Source organism: Polynucleobacter sp. MWH-UH24A, assembly GCF_018687475.1.
In the GTDB taxonomy this organism is placed as follows: Bacteria; Pseudomonadota; Gammaproteobacteria; order Burkholderiales; family Burkholderiaceae; genus Polynucleobacter.
In genome coordinates this window covers 1,570,345-1,584,624 of the sequence record NZ_CP061292.1, presented here as the reverse complement: position 1 = coordinate 1,584,624, position 14,280 = coordinate 1,570,345, and the positions used below count along the sequence as shown (strand labels likewise).

Annotated in this window: 14 protein-coding genes; 7 read left to right on the top strand and 7 right to left on the bottom strand. The window is 48.1% G+C overall.

The window, feature by feature from the left end:
• Positions 1–10: 10 nt before the first annotated feature.
• Genes argF through ICV32_RS08260 form a run of 3 tightly spaced genes read left to right on the top strand, consistent with a single transcriptional unit; the run spans position 11 to position 2,559 of the window.
• On the top strand, positions 11–946 hold the full coding sequence (argF, locus tag ICV32_RS08270) for an ornithine carbamoyltransferase (protein WP_215372675.1): 936 nt from the start codon (positions 11–13) through the stop codon (positions 944–946).
• Positions 947–999: 53 nt separating this feature from the next.
• Positions 1,000–2,229: an argininosuccinate synthase gene (locus ICV32_RS08265; protein WP_215369941.1), complete on the top strand. Its 1,230-nt coding sequence runs from the start codon at positions 1,000–1,002 to the stop codon at positions 2,227–2,229.
• Positions 2,230–2,253: 24 nt separating this feature from the next.
• Entirely contained in the window at positions 2,254–2,559 is a 306-nt protein-coding gene (locus ICV32_RS08260; RefSeq protein WP_215369939.1) for a pyrimidine/purine nucleoside phosphorylase, read from the top strand.
• A 3-nt stretch (positions 2,560–2,562) separates the two neighbouring features.
• On the opposite strand, the gene ICV32_RS08255 is transcribed toward ICV32_RS08260, so the two are convergent.
• Positions 2,563–3,006, bottom strand: coding sequence for a DUF192 domain-containing protein (locus ICV32_RS08255; protein WP_215369937.1), 444 nt, complete (start codon positions 3,004–3,006; stop codon positions 2,563–2,565).
• Between the two features lie 91 nt (positions 3,007–3,097).
• Between ICV32_RS08255 and icd the strand changes: the two genes are divergently transcribed.
• Entirely contained in the window at positions 3,098–4,348 is a 1,251-nt protein-coding gene (gene icd / locus ICV32_RS08250) for an NADP-dependent isocitrate dehydrogenase (RefSeq protein ID WP_215369936.1), read from the top strand.
• Between the two features lie 68 nt (positions 4,349–4,416).
• On the opposite strand, the gene ICV32_RS08245 is transcribed toward icd, so the two are convergent.
• Entirely contained in the window at positions 4,417–4,620 is a 204-nt protein-coding gene (locus ICV32_RS08245) for a cold-shock protein (protein ID WP_108508961.1), read from the bottom strand.
• Between the two features lie 307 nt (positions 4,621–4,927).
• On the opposite strand from ICV32_RS08245, the gene clpS reads away from it, so the two are divergent.
• Together clpS and clpA are read left to right on the top strand one after the other, a co-directional pair.
• A complete protein-coding gene (gene clpS / locus ICV32_RS08240) occupies positions 4,928–5,275 on the top strand; it encodes an ATP-dependent Clp protease adapter ClpS (protein WP_371817053.1) in 348 nt (115 codons plus the stop codon).
• A complete protein-coding gene (gene clpA, locus ICV32_RS08235) occupies positions 5,272–7,581 on the top strand; it encodes an ATP-dependent Clp protease ATP-binding subunit ClpA (protein ID WP_215369934.1) in 2,310 nt (769 codons plus the stop codon). Before clpS ends, clpA begins: the two co-directional genes overlap by 4 nt.
• Positions 7,582–7,601: 20 nt before the next feature.
• Here clpA and dut read toward each other — a convergent pair whose 3' ends face one another.
• From dut to ICV32_RS08210, 5 genes are read right to left on the bottom strand one after another with little or no spacing between them, the layout of a single operon-like run.
• Positions 7,602–8,051 (bottom strand): dUTP diphosphatase, encoded by a 450-nt coding sequence (gene dut / locus ICV32_RS08230; protein WP_215369932.1) that lies wholly within the window; start codon positions 8,049–8,051, stop codon positions 7,602–7,604.
• A gap of 14 nt (positions 8,052–8,065) precedes the next feature.
• Positions 8,066–9,271: a bifunctional phosphopantothenoylcysteine decarboxylase/phosphopantothenate--cysteine ligase CoaBC gene (gene coaBC, locus ICV32_RS08225; protein ID WP_215369930.1), complete on the bottom strand. Its 1,206-nt coding sequence runs from the start codon at positions 9,269–9,271 to the stop codon at positions 8,066–8,068.
• A gap of 25 nt (positions 9,272–9,296) precedes the next feature.
• The gene (gene lspA, locus ICV32_RS08220) at positions 9,297–9,794 is read right to left on the bottom strand and encodes a signal peptidase II (RefSeq protein ID WP_215369928.1); all 498 of its coding nucleotides are present in this window, start codon (positions 9,792–9,794) and stop codon (positions 9,297–9,299) included.
• Positions 9,795–9,796: 2 nt separating this feature from the next.
• Positions 9,797–12,661, bottom strand: a complete 2,865-nt coding sequence (gene ileS, locus ICV32_RS08215; protein WP_215369926.1) for an isoleucine--tRNA ligase — start codon at positions 12,659–12,661, stop codon at positions 9,797–9,799.
• The gene (locus ICV32_RS08210) at positions 12,654–13,607 is read right to left on the bottom strand and encodes a bifunctional riboflavin kinase/FAD synthetase (protein ID WP_215369924.1); all 954 of its coding nucleotides are present in this window, start codon (positions 13,605–13,607) and stop codon (positions 12,654–12,656) included. The genes ileS and ICV32_RS08210 overlap by 8 nt, the downstream gene beginning before the upstream one ends.
• A gap of 39 nt (positions 13,608–13,646) precedes the next feature.
• Here ICV32_RS08210 and purN point away from each other — a divergent pair, with 39 nt between their 5' ends.
• A complete protein-coding gene (gene purN / locus ICV32_RS08205) occupies positions 13,647–14,279 on the top strand; it encodes a phosphoribosylglycinamide formyltransferase (RefSeq protein WP_215369922.1) in 633 nt (210 codons plus the stop codon).
• Position 14,280 lies beyond the last annotated feature (1 nt).

The window sequence follows — 14,280 nt, the reverse complement described above, 5'->3', positions numbered from 1 at the left end:
TGGCCAATCCCTGGCTAAGCCACAATCTCCTGATCAGCTCAGGCATTACTTGCAATTTTCTGACTTTAGTCGCGATGAGTATGAGTATTTATTTGGACGCGCCGCTTGGTTAAAGGAGCGTTTTAAGCGATACGAGACTTGGCATCCATTGCATGATCGTACTTTGGCAATGATCTTCGAAAAGCACTCAACTCGTACTCGCCTCTCCTTTGAAGCAGGCGTTCATCAGTTGGGTGGGCATGCGGTTTACATGAATACTCGCGATACCCAGTTGGGTCGGGGTGAGCCGATCGAGGATGCTGCACAAGTCATTTCGAGGATGACTGACATCATTATGATTCGGACCTTTGAGCAAGAGACGATTGAGCGGTTTGCTGCCAATTCGCGCGTTCCTGTCATCAATGGCTTAACGAATCAATACCACCCTTGCCAAGTATTGGCGGATATTTTTACGTTCGTTGAGGCACGAGGGCCCATTCAAGGGAAAACCGTCGCCTGGGTTGGTGACGCAAATAATATGGCATACACTTGGATTCAGGCAGCTGAAAAACTGGATTTCGAGGTTCGCTTCTCTGCCCCGGATGGGTATCAGCTTGATCGCTCTCGCTTGCAACCCTCTGCCTTTAATCATCTTGTGGTGTGTGCTGATCCAAAGGATGCGTGTAAGGGTGCTGATTTAGTGAGCACTGATGTTTGGACCAGCATGGGATTTGAGGCTGAGAATGCAACCCGAATGGCAGCATTCAAGCACTGGATGGTCAACGAGCAATTGATGGCCTTAGCCCATCCTGGTGCACTCTTCATGCACTGCTTGCCTGCGCACCGTGGCGAAGAGGTTAGTGCCGGCGTGATTGATGGTCCGCAGAGTGTGGTTTGGGAAGAGGCCGAAAACCGCTTGCATGTTCAAAAAGCTCTGATGGAATTCTTGCTCTGTGGGCGCTTATAAAATTAGATTCCGCTATTGCAGTGATTGCTTAACCTATTGAGATCGTAAACACTATGTCTGAGATTAAAAAAGCAGTACTGGCCTATTCTGGTGGCCTCGATACCAGCGTGATTCTGAAGTGGCTTCAAGATACCTATGGCTGTGAGATCGTCACCTTTACAGCCGACTTGGGTCAAGGCGAGGAGCTTGAGCCCGCGCGAGCCAAAGCGCTGCAGTTTGGAATTAAGCCTGAGCACATCTTTATTGATGATCTGCGTGAGGAGTTTGTGCGTGACTTTGTGTTTCCAATGTTTCGGGCAAACACAATTTACGAGGGTGAATATTTGCTAGGCACATCGATCGCTCGCCCTTTAATCGCAAAACGTCAGATTGAGATTGCACGTCAGGTGGGGGCAGATGCGGTATCTCATGGCGCTACCGGCAAAGGCAACGACCAGGTACGTTTTGAGCTTGGTTACTACGCCCTTGAGCCTGGAATTAAAGTGATTGCTCCATGGCGTGAGTGGGATTTACTGTCTCGAGAAAAATTACTGGCCTACGCTGAAAAACACGGTATCCCTGTGGAAATGAAGCACAAGCAAGGGGGCGCGCCTTATTCGATGGATGCCAATCTGTTGCACATTAGCTTTGAGGGTAGGCATCTTGAGAATCCAAACGCAGAAGCTGAGGAAGCGATGTGGCGCTGGACCGTTTCCCCTGAGAAAGCCCCTGATCAAGCGCAGGTGATTGAAATCGAATTTAAGCAAGGTGATCCAGTGGCGATCAATGGGAAGTCTCTAAAACCACACGAGTTGCTGGCCGAGTTAAATCGTTTGGGTGGTGCGCACGGCATTGGCAGACTGGATCTGGTCGAGAATCGCTTTGTTGGAATGAAGAGTCGGGGTTGTTACGAAACCCCTGGCGGAACCATTTTGCTTAAAGCGCATCGTGCAATTGAAAGCATTACCTTAGATCGTGAAGTCGCTCATCTTAAAGATGACTTGATGCCCCGCTATGCAGCTTTGATTTACAACGGCTATTGGTGGTCGCCCGAGCGCTTGGCCTTACAGACCTTAATTGACCATACTCAAAAAGCGGTGAGCGGGATTGTGCGTCTCAAGTTGTACAAAGGTTCAGTTTCTGTGTTGGCTCGCGATTCAGCCAATACTTTATTTGATCAAAATATTGCAACCTTTGATGATGATGGTGGAGCATATAACCAAGCTGATGCTGGTGGCTTTATTAAACTCAATGCATTGCGGATGCGAATTGCTGAAATTGCAAAACGTAAACGCGCAAAATAATCACTAAATTACGGAAGAATTGATATGCAGTTTGATGGCGTTTCTGTTAGCAAAAAAGCAAATGTATATTTTGATGGCAAGTGTGTATCCCACAACATTACATTACCGGATGGGGTCCGTAAATCAGTCGGGGTGATTTTGCCCAGCACCTTACGTTTTGATCTCAGCACCAAAGAGGTGATGGAAGTCGTTGAGGGCACAGCGCATGTCAGCATCAACGGTCAGGCAGAACGCACCTTTGCTGCAGGGCAATCATGGACTGTTGAGGCTGGTGGATATTTTGTGATTCGAGCGGAGCAACCGGTGCATTACGTTTGCCACTTTGGCTAGTTACTAGCGTTTTGGTAAACCTGTAATCACCGTGCCGGGCCCAAGGGCTCGTTGTGCAAACCATTTCTGATTCATTTCCAGAGCAAATCGGACCGGTCCTCGAGGACAGTGATTATTTTGGGTTTCTGGCTCCATATCAGAGAGATTCACAATCTTGCCATCATCATCGATAAAAGCGATGGTCAGCGGTAATTTTGTGTTGCGCATCCAAAAGCAATGAATGGCTTTTTCTGGAAAGACGAAGAGCATTCCAGTATTTGTCGGCATAAACGTTCGGTACATCAAGCCAGTTTGTCGGGCTGCAGGCGTATCGGCGATTTCGGCCTCGATCCGGTACATTCCAGCCTTGAGTTCAATGATCGGCAGGGAGGGGCCTTGAGCGGCGGCATTTTCTGTGAGGATCAATGAAAAAGAAGCCGCCAGAATAGTCAAGTATTTGTGGATCATTGGGCTTGGGGAATTAAAATAGTGCATTTTCAGGAATAGGCGGTTTTGCCTCATGCGAAAATACCATATTCGTTAAACGGAGAAAAGCATCATGTACAAACATATCAAAGTCCCAGCTGGTGAAAAAATTACGGTCAACCCTGATTTTTCAATCAATGTTCCCAATAACCCCATTATTCCGTTTATCGAGGGGGACGGGACTGGGATGGATATCACCCCGGTGATGATTAAGGTAGTTGATGCTGCAGTTGAGAAGGCTTATGGCGGTAAGCGCAAGATCGCCTGGATGGAGGTCTATGCGGGTGAGAAATCAACCAAGGTTTATGGTCCAGATGTTTGGATGCCCGATGAGACCCTTGATGCGGTTAAAGAGTATGTTGTATCCATTAAAGGCCCATTGACCACCCCGGTTGGTGGCGGTATTAGATCCTTGAACGTTGCCTTACGTCAATCACTCGATTTATACGTTTGCTTGCGTCCAGTGCGGTATTTCAAGGGAGTCCCCTCTCCCGTCCGTGAGCCCGAGAAGACGGATATGGTGATCTTTCGTGAGAACTCCGAAGATATTTATGCAGGTATTGAGTGGGAAGCCGGCACAGATGGTGCCAAAAAGATGGTGGATTTCTTGATTAAAGAAATGGGCGTGAAGAAGATTCGTTTCCCTGAATCCTCAAGTATTGGTATTAAGCCTGTATCACGTGAGGGCACTCAGCGTTTGGTTCGTAAGGCATTTCAATACGCCATCGATAATGACAAACCTTCGGTAACCTTGGTTCACAAGGGCAATATCATGAAATTTACCGAAGGCGGTTTCCGTGACTGGGGCTATGAGCTCGCAATGAAAGAATTTGGAGCGCAACTGGTTGATGGTGGCCCATGGTGTAAGTTTAAGAACCCCAAAACCGGCAAGGACATCATCGTGAAAGATGTCATCGCCGATGCATTTTTGCAGCAGATTTTGTTGCGCCCCAATGAGTACAGTGTGATTGCGACCTTAAATCTCAATGGAGACTATATTTCGGATGCACTCGCTGCTCAGGTTGGCGGAATTGGAATTGCCCCGGGTGCCAACATGTCCGATAGTATTGCCATGTTTGAAGCAACCCATGGTACGGCTCCAAAATACGCCGGCAAGGATTATGTCAACCCCGGCTCCGAGATCTTGTCTGCCGAGATGATGTTGCGTCATTTAGGCTGGATCGAAGCGGCTGATCTGATTATTTCTTCGATGGAAAAAGCGATTCTTTCAAAGAAGGTGACCTATGACTTTGCGCGCCTACTCCCTGGCTCCACCCAGGTATCGTGCTCGGGTTTTGGTCAGGTCATGATTGATCATATGTAATTACGAAGCGCTCCAAAAGAAAAACCCCAGGTTTGACCCTGGGGTTTTTACTTGGGATCAGCTAGTGATCAGGCAGCTTGAATATTCGTTGCCTGTTTACCTTTTGGGCCTTGAGTAATATCAAACGTTACTTTTTGACCTTCTTTGAGGGTTTTAAAGCCGCTCATCGTGATTGCACTGAAGTGTGCAAACAACTCTTCTTCTCCATCATCCGGTTTAATAAAACCGAAACCTTTTGCATCATTAAACCACTTAACAACTCCGGTCGCCATGCGAACTCCATTACAAAAATCTAAAGACAACCGTGAAGAGGGGAAATACCTTTTGATCAGTCTTACTCCGCAACACGCCTAATGCAGGTAAATCTCAAACGAGAAAAACACCACAGGATTGATTGTTTGCCCTTTTTGAGGGGGTGTCAAGGAAATATGACTCGATATCACTAGGAAAAACCCTTTTTTTTCGTAAAAACACCCCAATATGACAAATATGCCTTGATTTTGAACGGTTTTCGTCAGATGAAAACCTGATTTGCGAGGATTTATTGCAGAGTTTTGCGGTGTGGTTAGAATGTTTCTCATGAGTCGTAATTCCAAAACACCCCCCGGAGGAAACCCAGTCACCCCATTTAAGGAAGACACGGTTTTATTGGAACGGCAGGCCGAAAAGGTCAAGGTGCCGGCCATGTATAAAGTGATGTTGTTAAACGACGACTACACGCCGATGGAATTTGTGGTGATGGTGATTCAGGAATACTTTAATAAAGATCAAGAAACAGCAACACGCATCATGTTGCAAGTGCATCTCGCAGGAAAAGGTGTGTGCGGCATCTATACCCGCGATGTGGCCTCGACCAAGGTCCATCAAGTCATAGAACGTTCCCGTGAAGCGGGTCACCCATTGCAGTGCACTATGGAGGAAGCATGATTGCTCAAGAACTGGAAGTAAGTTTGCATATGGCTTTTGTGGACGCTCGCGCGGCGCGCCACGAGTTCATTACGGTTGAGCACTTGCTATCCGCTTTATTGGATAACGCCACCTCGGTCGAGGTTCTGAAGGCCTGTGCGGTCAATATCGCTGAGTTGCGCTCCCAGCTGAAAAATTTTATTAATGACAATACGCCGGTGGTTCCCGGAACCGAAGAGGTCGATACTCAACCAACGCTTGGATTCCAGAGGGTGATCCAGCGCGCCATCATGCATGTGCAGTCCACTTCAAATGGTAAAAAAGAGGTGACTGGCGCCAATGTGTTGGTGGCTATCTTTGGTGAAAAAGATTCGCATGCGGTGTATTTCTTGCAGCAGCAAGGGGTAACCCGCTTAGACGTGGTGAACTTCATTAGTCACGGCGTTCGCAAAGACAATACCGAACCTGCAAAAGCAGCTGAAGCGAGTCCTGATACGGAGGAGGCTGCAAGCAGCGGTAAGGAAAGTCCGCTTGATCAATTTACCCAAAACCTGAATGCTATGGCGCGTCAGGGCAAGATCGACCCATTAATTGGTCGTGAAGGCGAAGTGGAGCGGGTCATTCAAGTGTTATGCCGCAGGCGTAAAAATAATCCCCTCTTGGTTGGTGAGGCTGGCGTCGGCAAGACCGCAATTGCTGAGGGCCTGGCCTGGAGAATCACGAAAGGAGAGGTTCCTGAGATTTTGGCGAATGCAACGGTTTACTCGCTTGATATGGGCGCTTTGCTGGCAGGAACAAAATACCGTGGTGATTTTGAGCAACGACTCAAAAGCGTGCTGAAGTCGCTAAAAGACAATCCACACGGCATCCTTTTTATTGATGAGATTCATACCTTAATTGGTGCCGGAGCTGCTTCCGGGGGCACCTTGGATGCGAGTAATCTTTTAAAGCCAGCACTATCGAGTGGAACGCTTAAATGCATTGGTGCAACCACCTTCACTGAGTATCGTGGCATTTTTGAAAAGGATGCAGCCCTATCGCGGCGTTTCCAAAAAGTCGACGTAGTAGAGCCGACCGTCGATCAAACCGTGCAAATTCTGCGTGGTTTGAAGTCACGCTTTGAAGAGCACCATGGCGTCAAATACGCCGCTGCCGCTCTTGTGGCCGCCGCTGAATTGTCATCTCGCTACATTAATGATCGCCATTTGCCCGATAAGGCGATTGATGTGATTGATGAGGCTGGTGCTGCTCAGCGCATCCTCCCCAAATCAAAGCAGAAGAAAACCATTAATCGCCAAGAGATCGAAGAAATTGTGGCGAAGATTGCGCGCATCCCACCACAATCGGTATCGGTCGATGACCGCAGTAAATTACAAACCTTGGATCGCGATATTAAGAGCGTCGTCTTTGGACAAGATCCTGCGATTGAAGCTCTTGCGAGCGCCATCAAAATGACGCGGGCTGGCTTGGGCAAGGTTGATCGACCCATTGGTTCCTTCCTGTTTTCGGGACCCACTGGAGTCGGTAAGACTGAGGTTGCCAAGCAGTTAGCCTTCATTATGGGCATTGAGCTGCTCCGCTTTGATATGTCAGAGTACATGGAGCGTCATGCGGTAAGCCGTTTGATCGGAGCGCCTCCTGGCTATGTTGGCTTTGATCAAGGTGGGCTTTTGACTGAAGCCGTTTCAAAGAAACCGCATTGCGTTTTATTGCTTGACGAAATTGAGAAGGCGCATCCGGATATTTTCAATATCCTTTTGCAAGTGATGGATCACGGCACCTTAACGGACAACAACGGACGCAAGACGGATTTTCGTAATGTCATCATCATCATGACCACCAATGCGGGTGCGGAAGCAATGCAAAAGTCGACCATGGGCTTTACCAACGCGCGTGAGCAGGGTGATGAAATGGCGGATATCAAGAAGTTCTTCACCCCTGAGTTCAGAAATCGCCTAGATGCGATCGTATCCTTTAAGGCTTTGGATGAGTCCATCATTATGCGGGTGGTGGATAAGTTCCTTATGCAGCTCGAAGAACAATTGCACGAGAAAAAAGTGGACGCAGTCTTTAGCCCCGCCTTACGTTCCTACTTGGCCAAGCATGGTTTTGATCCCTTGATGGGAGCACGACCCATGCAGCGAATTATTCAAGATACAGTGCGCAAAGCCTTGGCTGATGAATTGCTCTTTGGACGTCTAGCCCACGGCGGATCCGTCGTGGTCGATATTGATGACGATGGTAAGGTAAAGCTTGATATTCAATCCTCGAACCAGCCACCGAGTAAATCAAGCAAGGCGAGTATTGAGCCAGTCGAAGAAATCTAAAGAAATCGCTGGGCGCGGATTTATCCGCGTCCAGTGCTTCCAAAGCCACCCGTACCCCGAGTACTACTCTCGAATTCAGAAACTACTTTGAGTTCGACTTGGAGAACCGGTACGATCACGAGCTGCGCTAACCGTTCCATCGGTTCTAACCGAAACGCGGCAGAACCCCGGTTCCAAGCGCTCACCATCAATTGACCTTGGTAATCCGAATCAATTAATCCGACTAAGTTACCCAACACAATCCCATGTTTATGACCAAGTCCTGAGCGCGGCAGGATCATTGCAGCGTAACGGGGATCTTCAATGTAAATGGCAAGACCCGTTGGAATCAATTCGGTTTGACCTGGTGCGAGCTCGATGGTTTTATCAATGCAAGCACGCAAATCCAATCCAGCACTCCCCGGGGTGCCATAGCTTGGCATCTGAGAGCGCATCCGCTCATCGAGAATTTTGACTTGAAGAACTTGCACGATTGATATTCCTATTAAGGTAAGCGAGAGCTAACGATGGTAATGAGTTTTCTGGCGAGCTCAAGTTTGCTAGCACGCCCAAGGTTTTGACTACCCTGATCATCCACTACGAGGATTTCATTTGTATCGAGACCAAAGGTGGCGGGGCCAATATTTCCCACAATCATGGGGATGCCCTTGCGCATACGCTTCTCTTTCGAGTGTTTACCCAACCGATCGGTTTCAGCAGCAAAGCCAACACAGTAAGGCCTTGATGTACGCTTGGCTAATTTAGCCATATCGAGCAAGATATCGGGGTTCGAACGAAACTCTAAATTCAGCCCAGACTGCCCTTGGCGTTTAATCTTCTGTGGAGCGCGATTGGCAATCGTCCAATCGGCAACGGCAGCGACCGCAAAAAATACATCGCAATTTGCAGAGGCAAGCGTGACGCGATGCATCTCTTCGCCCGTGATCACATTCGTTCGTTTAATTCTTCCAGTGCTCTGCAAAGGAGTGGGCAAATCACAAGGGCCGGCGATCAGGTGAACTTCAGCACCCGCTTCAACAGCCGCTTGGGCAATCGCAAATCCCATTTTTCCAGAACTTCGATTCGTAATACCGCGGACTGGGTCGATGGCTTCAAATGTCGGACCGGCCGTAATCAATACCCGTTTTCCACTTAAAACTTGTGGCTGAAAAAACGCAACCAGCTGCTCACACAACTCAGAGGGCTCCAGCATCCGACCCATACCCACTTCACCGCAGGCCTGGTCACCACTTCCGGGGCCAAGGACAATAACGCCATCGTCCTCAAGACGCTTGAGACTTCTCTGGGTTGCGAGATGTCCCCACATTTGCAGGTTCATGGCTGGGGCAATCAAAAGAGGGCAATCGCGCGCTAGGCACATCGTCGTTAGAAGATCATCAGCCAAACCCAGCGACAGTTTTGCCATGAGATCGGCACTCGCTGGAGCAATCAAAATTGCATCGGCTCCTCGCGAGAGTTCAATATGCGCCATATTGTTGGTAATGCGTGCATCCCATTGACTGCTATAGACTGGCTTACCGCTGAGTGCTTGCATCGTGACTGGTGTAATGAATTGCATAGCAGATTCAGACATCACAACCTGAACCTCGGCACCTTCTTGAATCAGGGCGCGGACTAATTCGGCTGATTTATACGCAGCAATGCCGCCAGAGATTCCTAAGACAATTTTTTTATTTGCTAACAAGGTCATGCGCGGGTTCCAAATCGATTTGACTCTAGGGGCGGTCTTTAATGGCCCGTCGTATTTCATTGATAACAATTAATGTAGCACCAATTGAGATCGCACTATCGGCGATGTTGAAGGCTGGCCAGTGCCATCCGTCATAGTGCACATCAATAAAGTCAACTACAGCGCCATATAGCAAGCGATCTAGAACATTCCCAATTGCACCCCCGAGAATCAGAGAAAGGGCAAGACAAAAAGGACGGTCATGCATATTTTTTTGCAAGAGCCAAATGATAACAATGGCGGCAACAATTCCAATCACAGTGAAAAACCACCGTTGCCAACCACCTGCTTGAGATAAGAAAGAGAAGGCAGCACCCGGGTTATAAATTAAGAACCAGTTCAGAAAATCAGTGACCTTAATTGGCTGAGCCATCGGTAGACTCATTTGAGCCCACCACTTAGTCATTTGATCAGCAATTAATACCCCAAGGGCTAGCAGTACATACCATTTGCTTGAGCTTGCTTGGGATGAAGTCTGGTTCATATTTATGCATACTGACGAAGTTCACCGGCACCATCCAGATTGCTATTGCAGCGACCGCATAAGTCAGGATGGTTTGGATCGGATCCAACATCTGCCGTGTGATGCCAGCAACGTGCGCATTTTTGATAGGTACTTGGCTTGACTGTGATCTGAATATTGCCATCGGAGGATTTTGCGATCTCCGCTTTGGAGGTAATCGTCACAAAGCGTAAATCGGGAAGAATCGATTGCAGCATCTCAAAATCAGCAGCGCTTACTTGAATTAGTAGCTCAGCCTGTAAAGAAGAGCCAATGATTCCGGCTTCACGCTGAAGCTCAATCGCTTTTGTAATGTCAGAGCGGATTTCGCGAATCCGTTGCCATTTAGCAAGTAAGGCTTGCGCGTCCATTATTTCAGGGAAGGATCCAAATTCCTCGGTGAAGATGGATACGCTAGCGGTTGACTTGGCAAAATGTGGATAGCACTGCCAGGCCTCTTCAGCGGTGAAACTCAGGAAGGGCGATAGCCACTTGAGTAAGTGTTGGCTAATATGAAATAAGGCATTTTGAGCGGAGCGCCGACCCACTGAATTGGCGGGCATGGTGTAGAGACGATCTTTCAGGATATCTAAATAAAAGCCCCCTAAATCTTCCGAGCAAAATGCCAATATTTTCGAGACCGCTGGATGAAATTCATAATCACGGTAGTGTGCTTCAATCGTGTTTTGTAAGTCAGCAGCCAGCGCAACACTATAGCGATCAATCTCTAGCCAATCGGAGGTCGGTAGATGATTTGTTTGTGGATCAAAATCCGCAAGGTTTGCCAAGAGAAAGCGCAAAGTGTTGCGGATACGTCGATAGCTTTCAACAACTCGTTTCAAAATCTCGTCGGAGATCGACATCTCGCCCGAGTAATCAGTAGAGGCAACCCACAGGCGAATAATTTCAGCACCGAGCTTGTCAGCTACTTCTTGAGGAGCAATCACATTACCAACCGATTTACTCATCTTGCGACCTTGACCATCCACGGTAAACCCATGGGTTAACAGGGCGCGATACGGGGGTTTGCCATCGAGCATGGCGCCCGTTAAGAGTGATGAATGAAACCAACCGCGGTGTTGATCGGATCCCTCTAAATAAAGATCAGCCCAACGACCTTCTGCGCCCTCCGATTCTTGGCGATATAAAGCATTGCGGTGTGAACCTCGCATAACGTGCCAATGAGTTGTACCTGAGTCAAACCAGACATCAAGCGTGTCACGATTTTTTTCATAGTCGCTCGCTTCATCACCAATCAAACTTTCAATCGATAAATTCTGCCAAGCTTCAATCCCATTTTTTTCAACCAATTGAGCGACTTGCTCAAGCAATTCTGGTGTGCGCGGGTGGGGCTCACCCGTTTCTTTGTGAATCAAAAAGGCCATGGGCACACCCCATTGGCGTTGACGTGAAAGTGTCCAATCGGGACGGTTGGCGATCATGCTGTGTAAGCGTTGCTTACCCCAAGCTGGATAGAAATGCGTACTCTCCACGCCTGCCAAGGCGGTTTCACGAAGCGAGGCTTTCTCGCTGGCGGGCTTCTTATCCATGCTGGCAAACCATTGCGAGGTTGCACGGTAGACAATTGGTGTCTTGTGTCGCCAGCAATGCATGTAGGAGTGCGTATAGGATTTATTCTTCAAAAGGCTGCCAGCCTCATCAAGCGCTTTGACAATATTTGGGTTCGCTTTCCAAATATGCTGTCCAGCAAAGAGGGGCAGAGATGAAGCATAGACACCATCGCCCATCACCGGATTAATAATGTCTTGATCGGCTAAGCCATGAGTTTTGCAAGACTTAAAGTCATCCTCACCATACGCTGGAGCGCAATGCACTAAGCCAGTTCCGGTATCAAGTGTGACGTAATCGGCGCAATAAATTGGCGCTAAGCGTTTGTATCTAGAGTCTAAATTCGCCAACGGATGCCAAAAGGAAATACCCTCAAGCGCCTTCCCTTTACAACTTGCTAAAACCTTTCCCTCTAAACCATATTGCTCTAAGCAATCCTTCACACGATCTTTGGCTAGTAATAGCAAGCGTTGGTCAGTTTCAACTAGTGCGTACTCGAGATCGGGATGAACGTTTAAGGCCTGATTCGCTGGTAAGGTCCATGGGGTGGTGGTCCAAATCACAGCCATCCCTGGTTTGATGGGTAGTTGTTTGAGGCCGAATGTATTGGCAAGTTTCGCATTCTGATTGGAATCAAAGGCAAAACCAACATCAACAGCAGGATCCGTTTTGTCTTGATACTCTACTTCCGCTTCGGCTAGGGCGGAGCCGCAATCAAAGCACCAGTTCACCGGTTTCAATCCACGAAAGACATACCCCTTTTTCCAGATCTCACCAAGCGCTCGAATCTCGTCCGCTTCATTCTGAAAATCCATAGTCAGGTAAGGTTGATCCCATTCCCCAAGGACGCCCAAGCGCTGAAAATCTTTCTTTTGTTTGGCAACTTGAGCCTGTGCATATTCGCGGGCTTTGGCTTGCACCTCAGCGGTGGGTAAGTTTTTGCCAAATTGTTTTTCAATCTGAATCTCAATAGGCATGCCATGGCAATCCCAGCCTGGCACATAGACGGCGTTAAAGCCCATTAACCAGCGGGACTTGACGATCATATCTTTGAGAATTTTATTGACTGCATGCCCAATATGAATATCGCCATTCGCATAGGGAGGGCCGTCGTGCAAGATAAAACTTGGTTGGCCTGCATGAGCTTTGCGTATTGCTTCATAGACCTTATTGCGTTGCCACTCTTCCACCCATTTTGGTTCCCGTTTTGGCAAATCGCCGCGCATCGGAAAGCTGGTCTCGAGTAAATTGACCGGGTAGTTTGAGGATTTATCAGACATACAGATTTTTCTTTAGAAAGTATTGACGAGCCTTTTGGGCATCATCTTGAATAGCAGCTTGTAGGGTGATTAGATCAGGGTATTTTCGTTCTTCATGCAGTCGAGCTAGTAATTCTACGCAAACCACTTGCCCATAGACGGATTGGTTGAAATCAAAGACATGAGTCTCTAAAAGAACTTGGCCGCTACTCTCGACGGAGGGCCGCACCCCCAGACTCGAGACAGCAGGTAAGGGTTGGTTACCCAAGCCATGTACCTGACTAACAAAAATTCCGCTGGTTACGGGCTTGCCTTTTGGGTAACGTGTGCAAACGGCTAAATTTAAGGTGGGGAATCCAAGTGTGCGCCCTAATTGTTTGCCATACAAGACGTGACCCGAAATTGAAAAGGGGCGACCGAGCAGTTGCTCTGCGCGCTTCATATCGCCATGCTCAAGGGCTTGTCGAAGAAGCGAAGACGAGATACGTTCTTCAGTTTCGAGAACGCTAGGGATGCGACTGACCTCAAAACCAAACTGTTTGCCAGCGGCAACCAAGCTCTCAAAATTACCTGCGCGTTTGGCGCCATAGCAAAAGTCATCGCCAATCAGTAACCATTTGGTATTTAGTTTTCGAATTAATATCTCTTGCACAAACTCAGTGGGACTGAGTTGGGAGAAGGCTTGATTAAATTCTTCAATCGCAATCGTATCGACTTCGTATTGCTTTAAGGCCATTAATTTGTCACGAATGTTTTGAATTCGGGGTGGTGCATCGTGTGGCGAAAAAAACTCTCGCGGGTGAGGTTCAAAGGTTAGGACGCAAGAATTCAAATGACGAGTGTGTGCACCCTCAACCAACTTGTGGAGTAAGGCTTGGTGGCCGCGATGCACGCCATCGAAGTTTCCAATGGTTAGGGCGCATGGGGCCTGGGTTGCGGTGGGCTTAAGTCTTCGAAATACCTTCACAGTTCGCTTTCAGGCTAGCCTTGAATTATATTGTTGGTCATGCATTCAATCGTTTCTTTAATTTCAGGACGTGGCTCTAATTTCGAGGCAATTTATAAGGCCGCTCAAACTAAATCCTGGGATGTGCGATTTACGGGCTTAATTGCGAATCAGCCCGAGGCCAAGGGACTCGTATTTGCAAAGTCAGTTGGTATTCCTACCGCAGTGATTGATCACCGGGCTTACCCAAGTCGGGAGGCATTTGATCGGGCGCTCATGCAACAAATTGATGCCTTTAGCGCCGATCTCGTTGTTCTGGCTGGTTTCATGAGAATTCTAACCCCAGGCCTGATTGAACATTATGAGGGACGCATGATGAATATTCACCCCTCATTGTTGCCACGCTTTCCTGGCTTGCATACCCATGAAAGAGCCTTGGAAGCTGGGGATCGGGTCCATGGTGCCACCGTTCACTTTGTTAGTGCCGGCGTGGATGAGGGCCCCATTATTTGTCAAAGTGAAGTTCCCGTTCTACCCACTGATACACCAAGCGAATTAGCGGCACGTGTTTTAAAGACGGAGCATCAAATCTATCCATTAGCAGTTGAATGGTTTATTCAGGGACGTTTGCAAATCACCGGTAATCGTGTGAGGGTTGATCCGCCTGAGTTACAGTACATTCCTTTTCCATAAG

Excerpts from the sequence above, each read along its gene's own strand:
- ICV32_RS08265 (WP_215369941.1), top strand. The coding sequence starts at position 1,000 with ATGTCTGAGATTAAAAAAGCAGTACTGGCCTATTCTGGTGGCCTCGAT.
- ICV32_RS08260 (WP_215369939.1), top strand. The coding sequence starts at position 2,254 with ATGCAGTTTGATGGCGTTTCTGTTAGCAAAAAAGCAAATGTATATTTT.
- ICV32_RS08255 (WP_215369937.1), bottom strand. The coding sequence starts at position 3,006 with ATGATCCACAAATACTTGACTATTCTGGCGGCTTCTTTTTCATTGATC.
- icd (WP_215369936.1), top strand. The coding sequence starts at position 3,098 with ATGTACAAACATATCAAAGTCCCAGCTGGTGAAAAAATTACGGTCAAC.
- ICV32_RS08245 (WP_108508961.1), bottom strand. The coding sequence starts at position 4,620 with ATGGCGACCGGAGTTGTTAAGTGGTTTAATGATGCAAAAGGTTTCGGT.
- clpS (WP_371817053.1), top strand. The coding sequence starts at position 4,928 with ATGAGTCGTAATTCCAAAACACCCCCCGGAGGAAACCCAGTCACCCCA.
- clpA (WP_215369934.1), top strand. The coding sequence starts at position 5,272 with ATGATTGCTCAAGAACTGGAAGTAAGTTTGCATATGGCTTTTGTGGAC.
- coaBC (WP_215369930.1), bottom strand. The coding sequence starts at position 9,271 with ATGACCTTGTTAGCAAATAAAAAAATTGTCTTAGGAATCTCTGGCGGC.
- lspA (WP_215369928.1), bottom strand. The coding sequence starts at position 9,794 with ATGAACCAGACTTCATCCCAAGCAAGCTCAAGCAAATGGTATGTACTG.
- ileS (WP_215369926.1), bottom strand. The coding sequence starts at position 12,661 with ATGTCTGATAAATCCTCAAACTACCCGGTCAATTTACTCGAGACCAGC.
- purN (WP_215369922.1), top strand. The coding sequence starts at position 13,647 with ATGCATTCAATCGTTTCTTTAATTTCAGGACGTGGCTCTAATTTCGAG.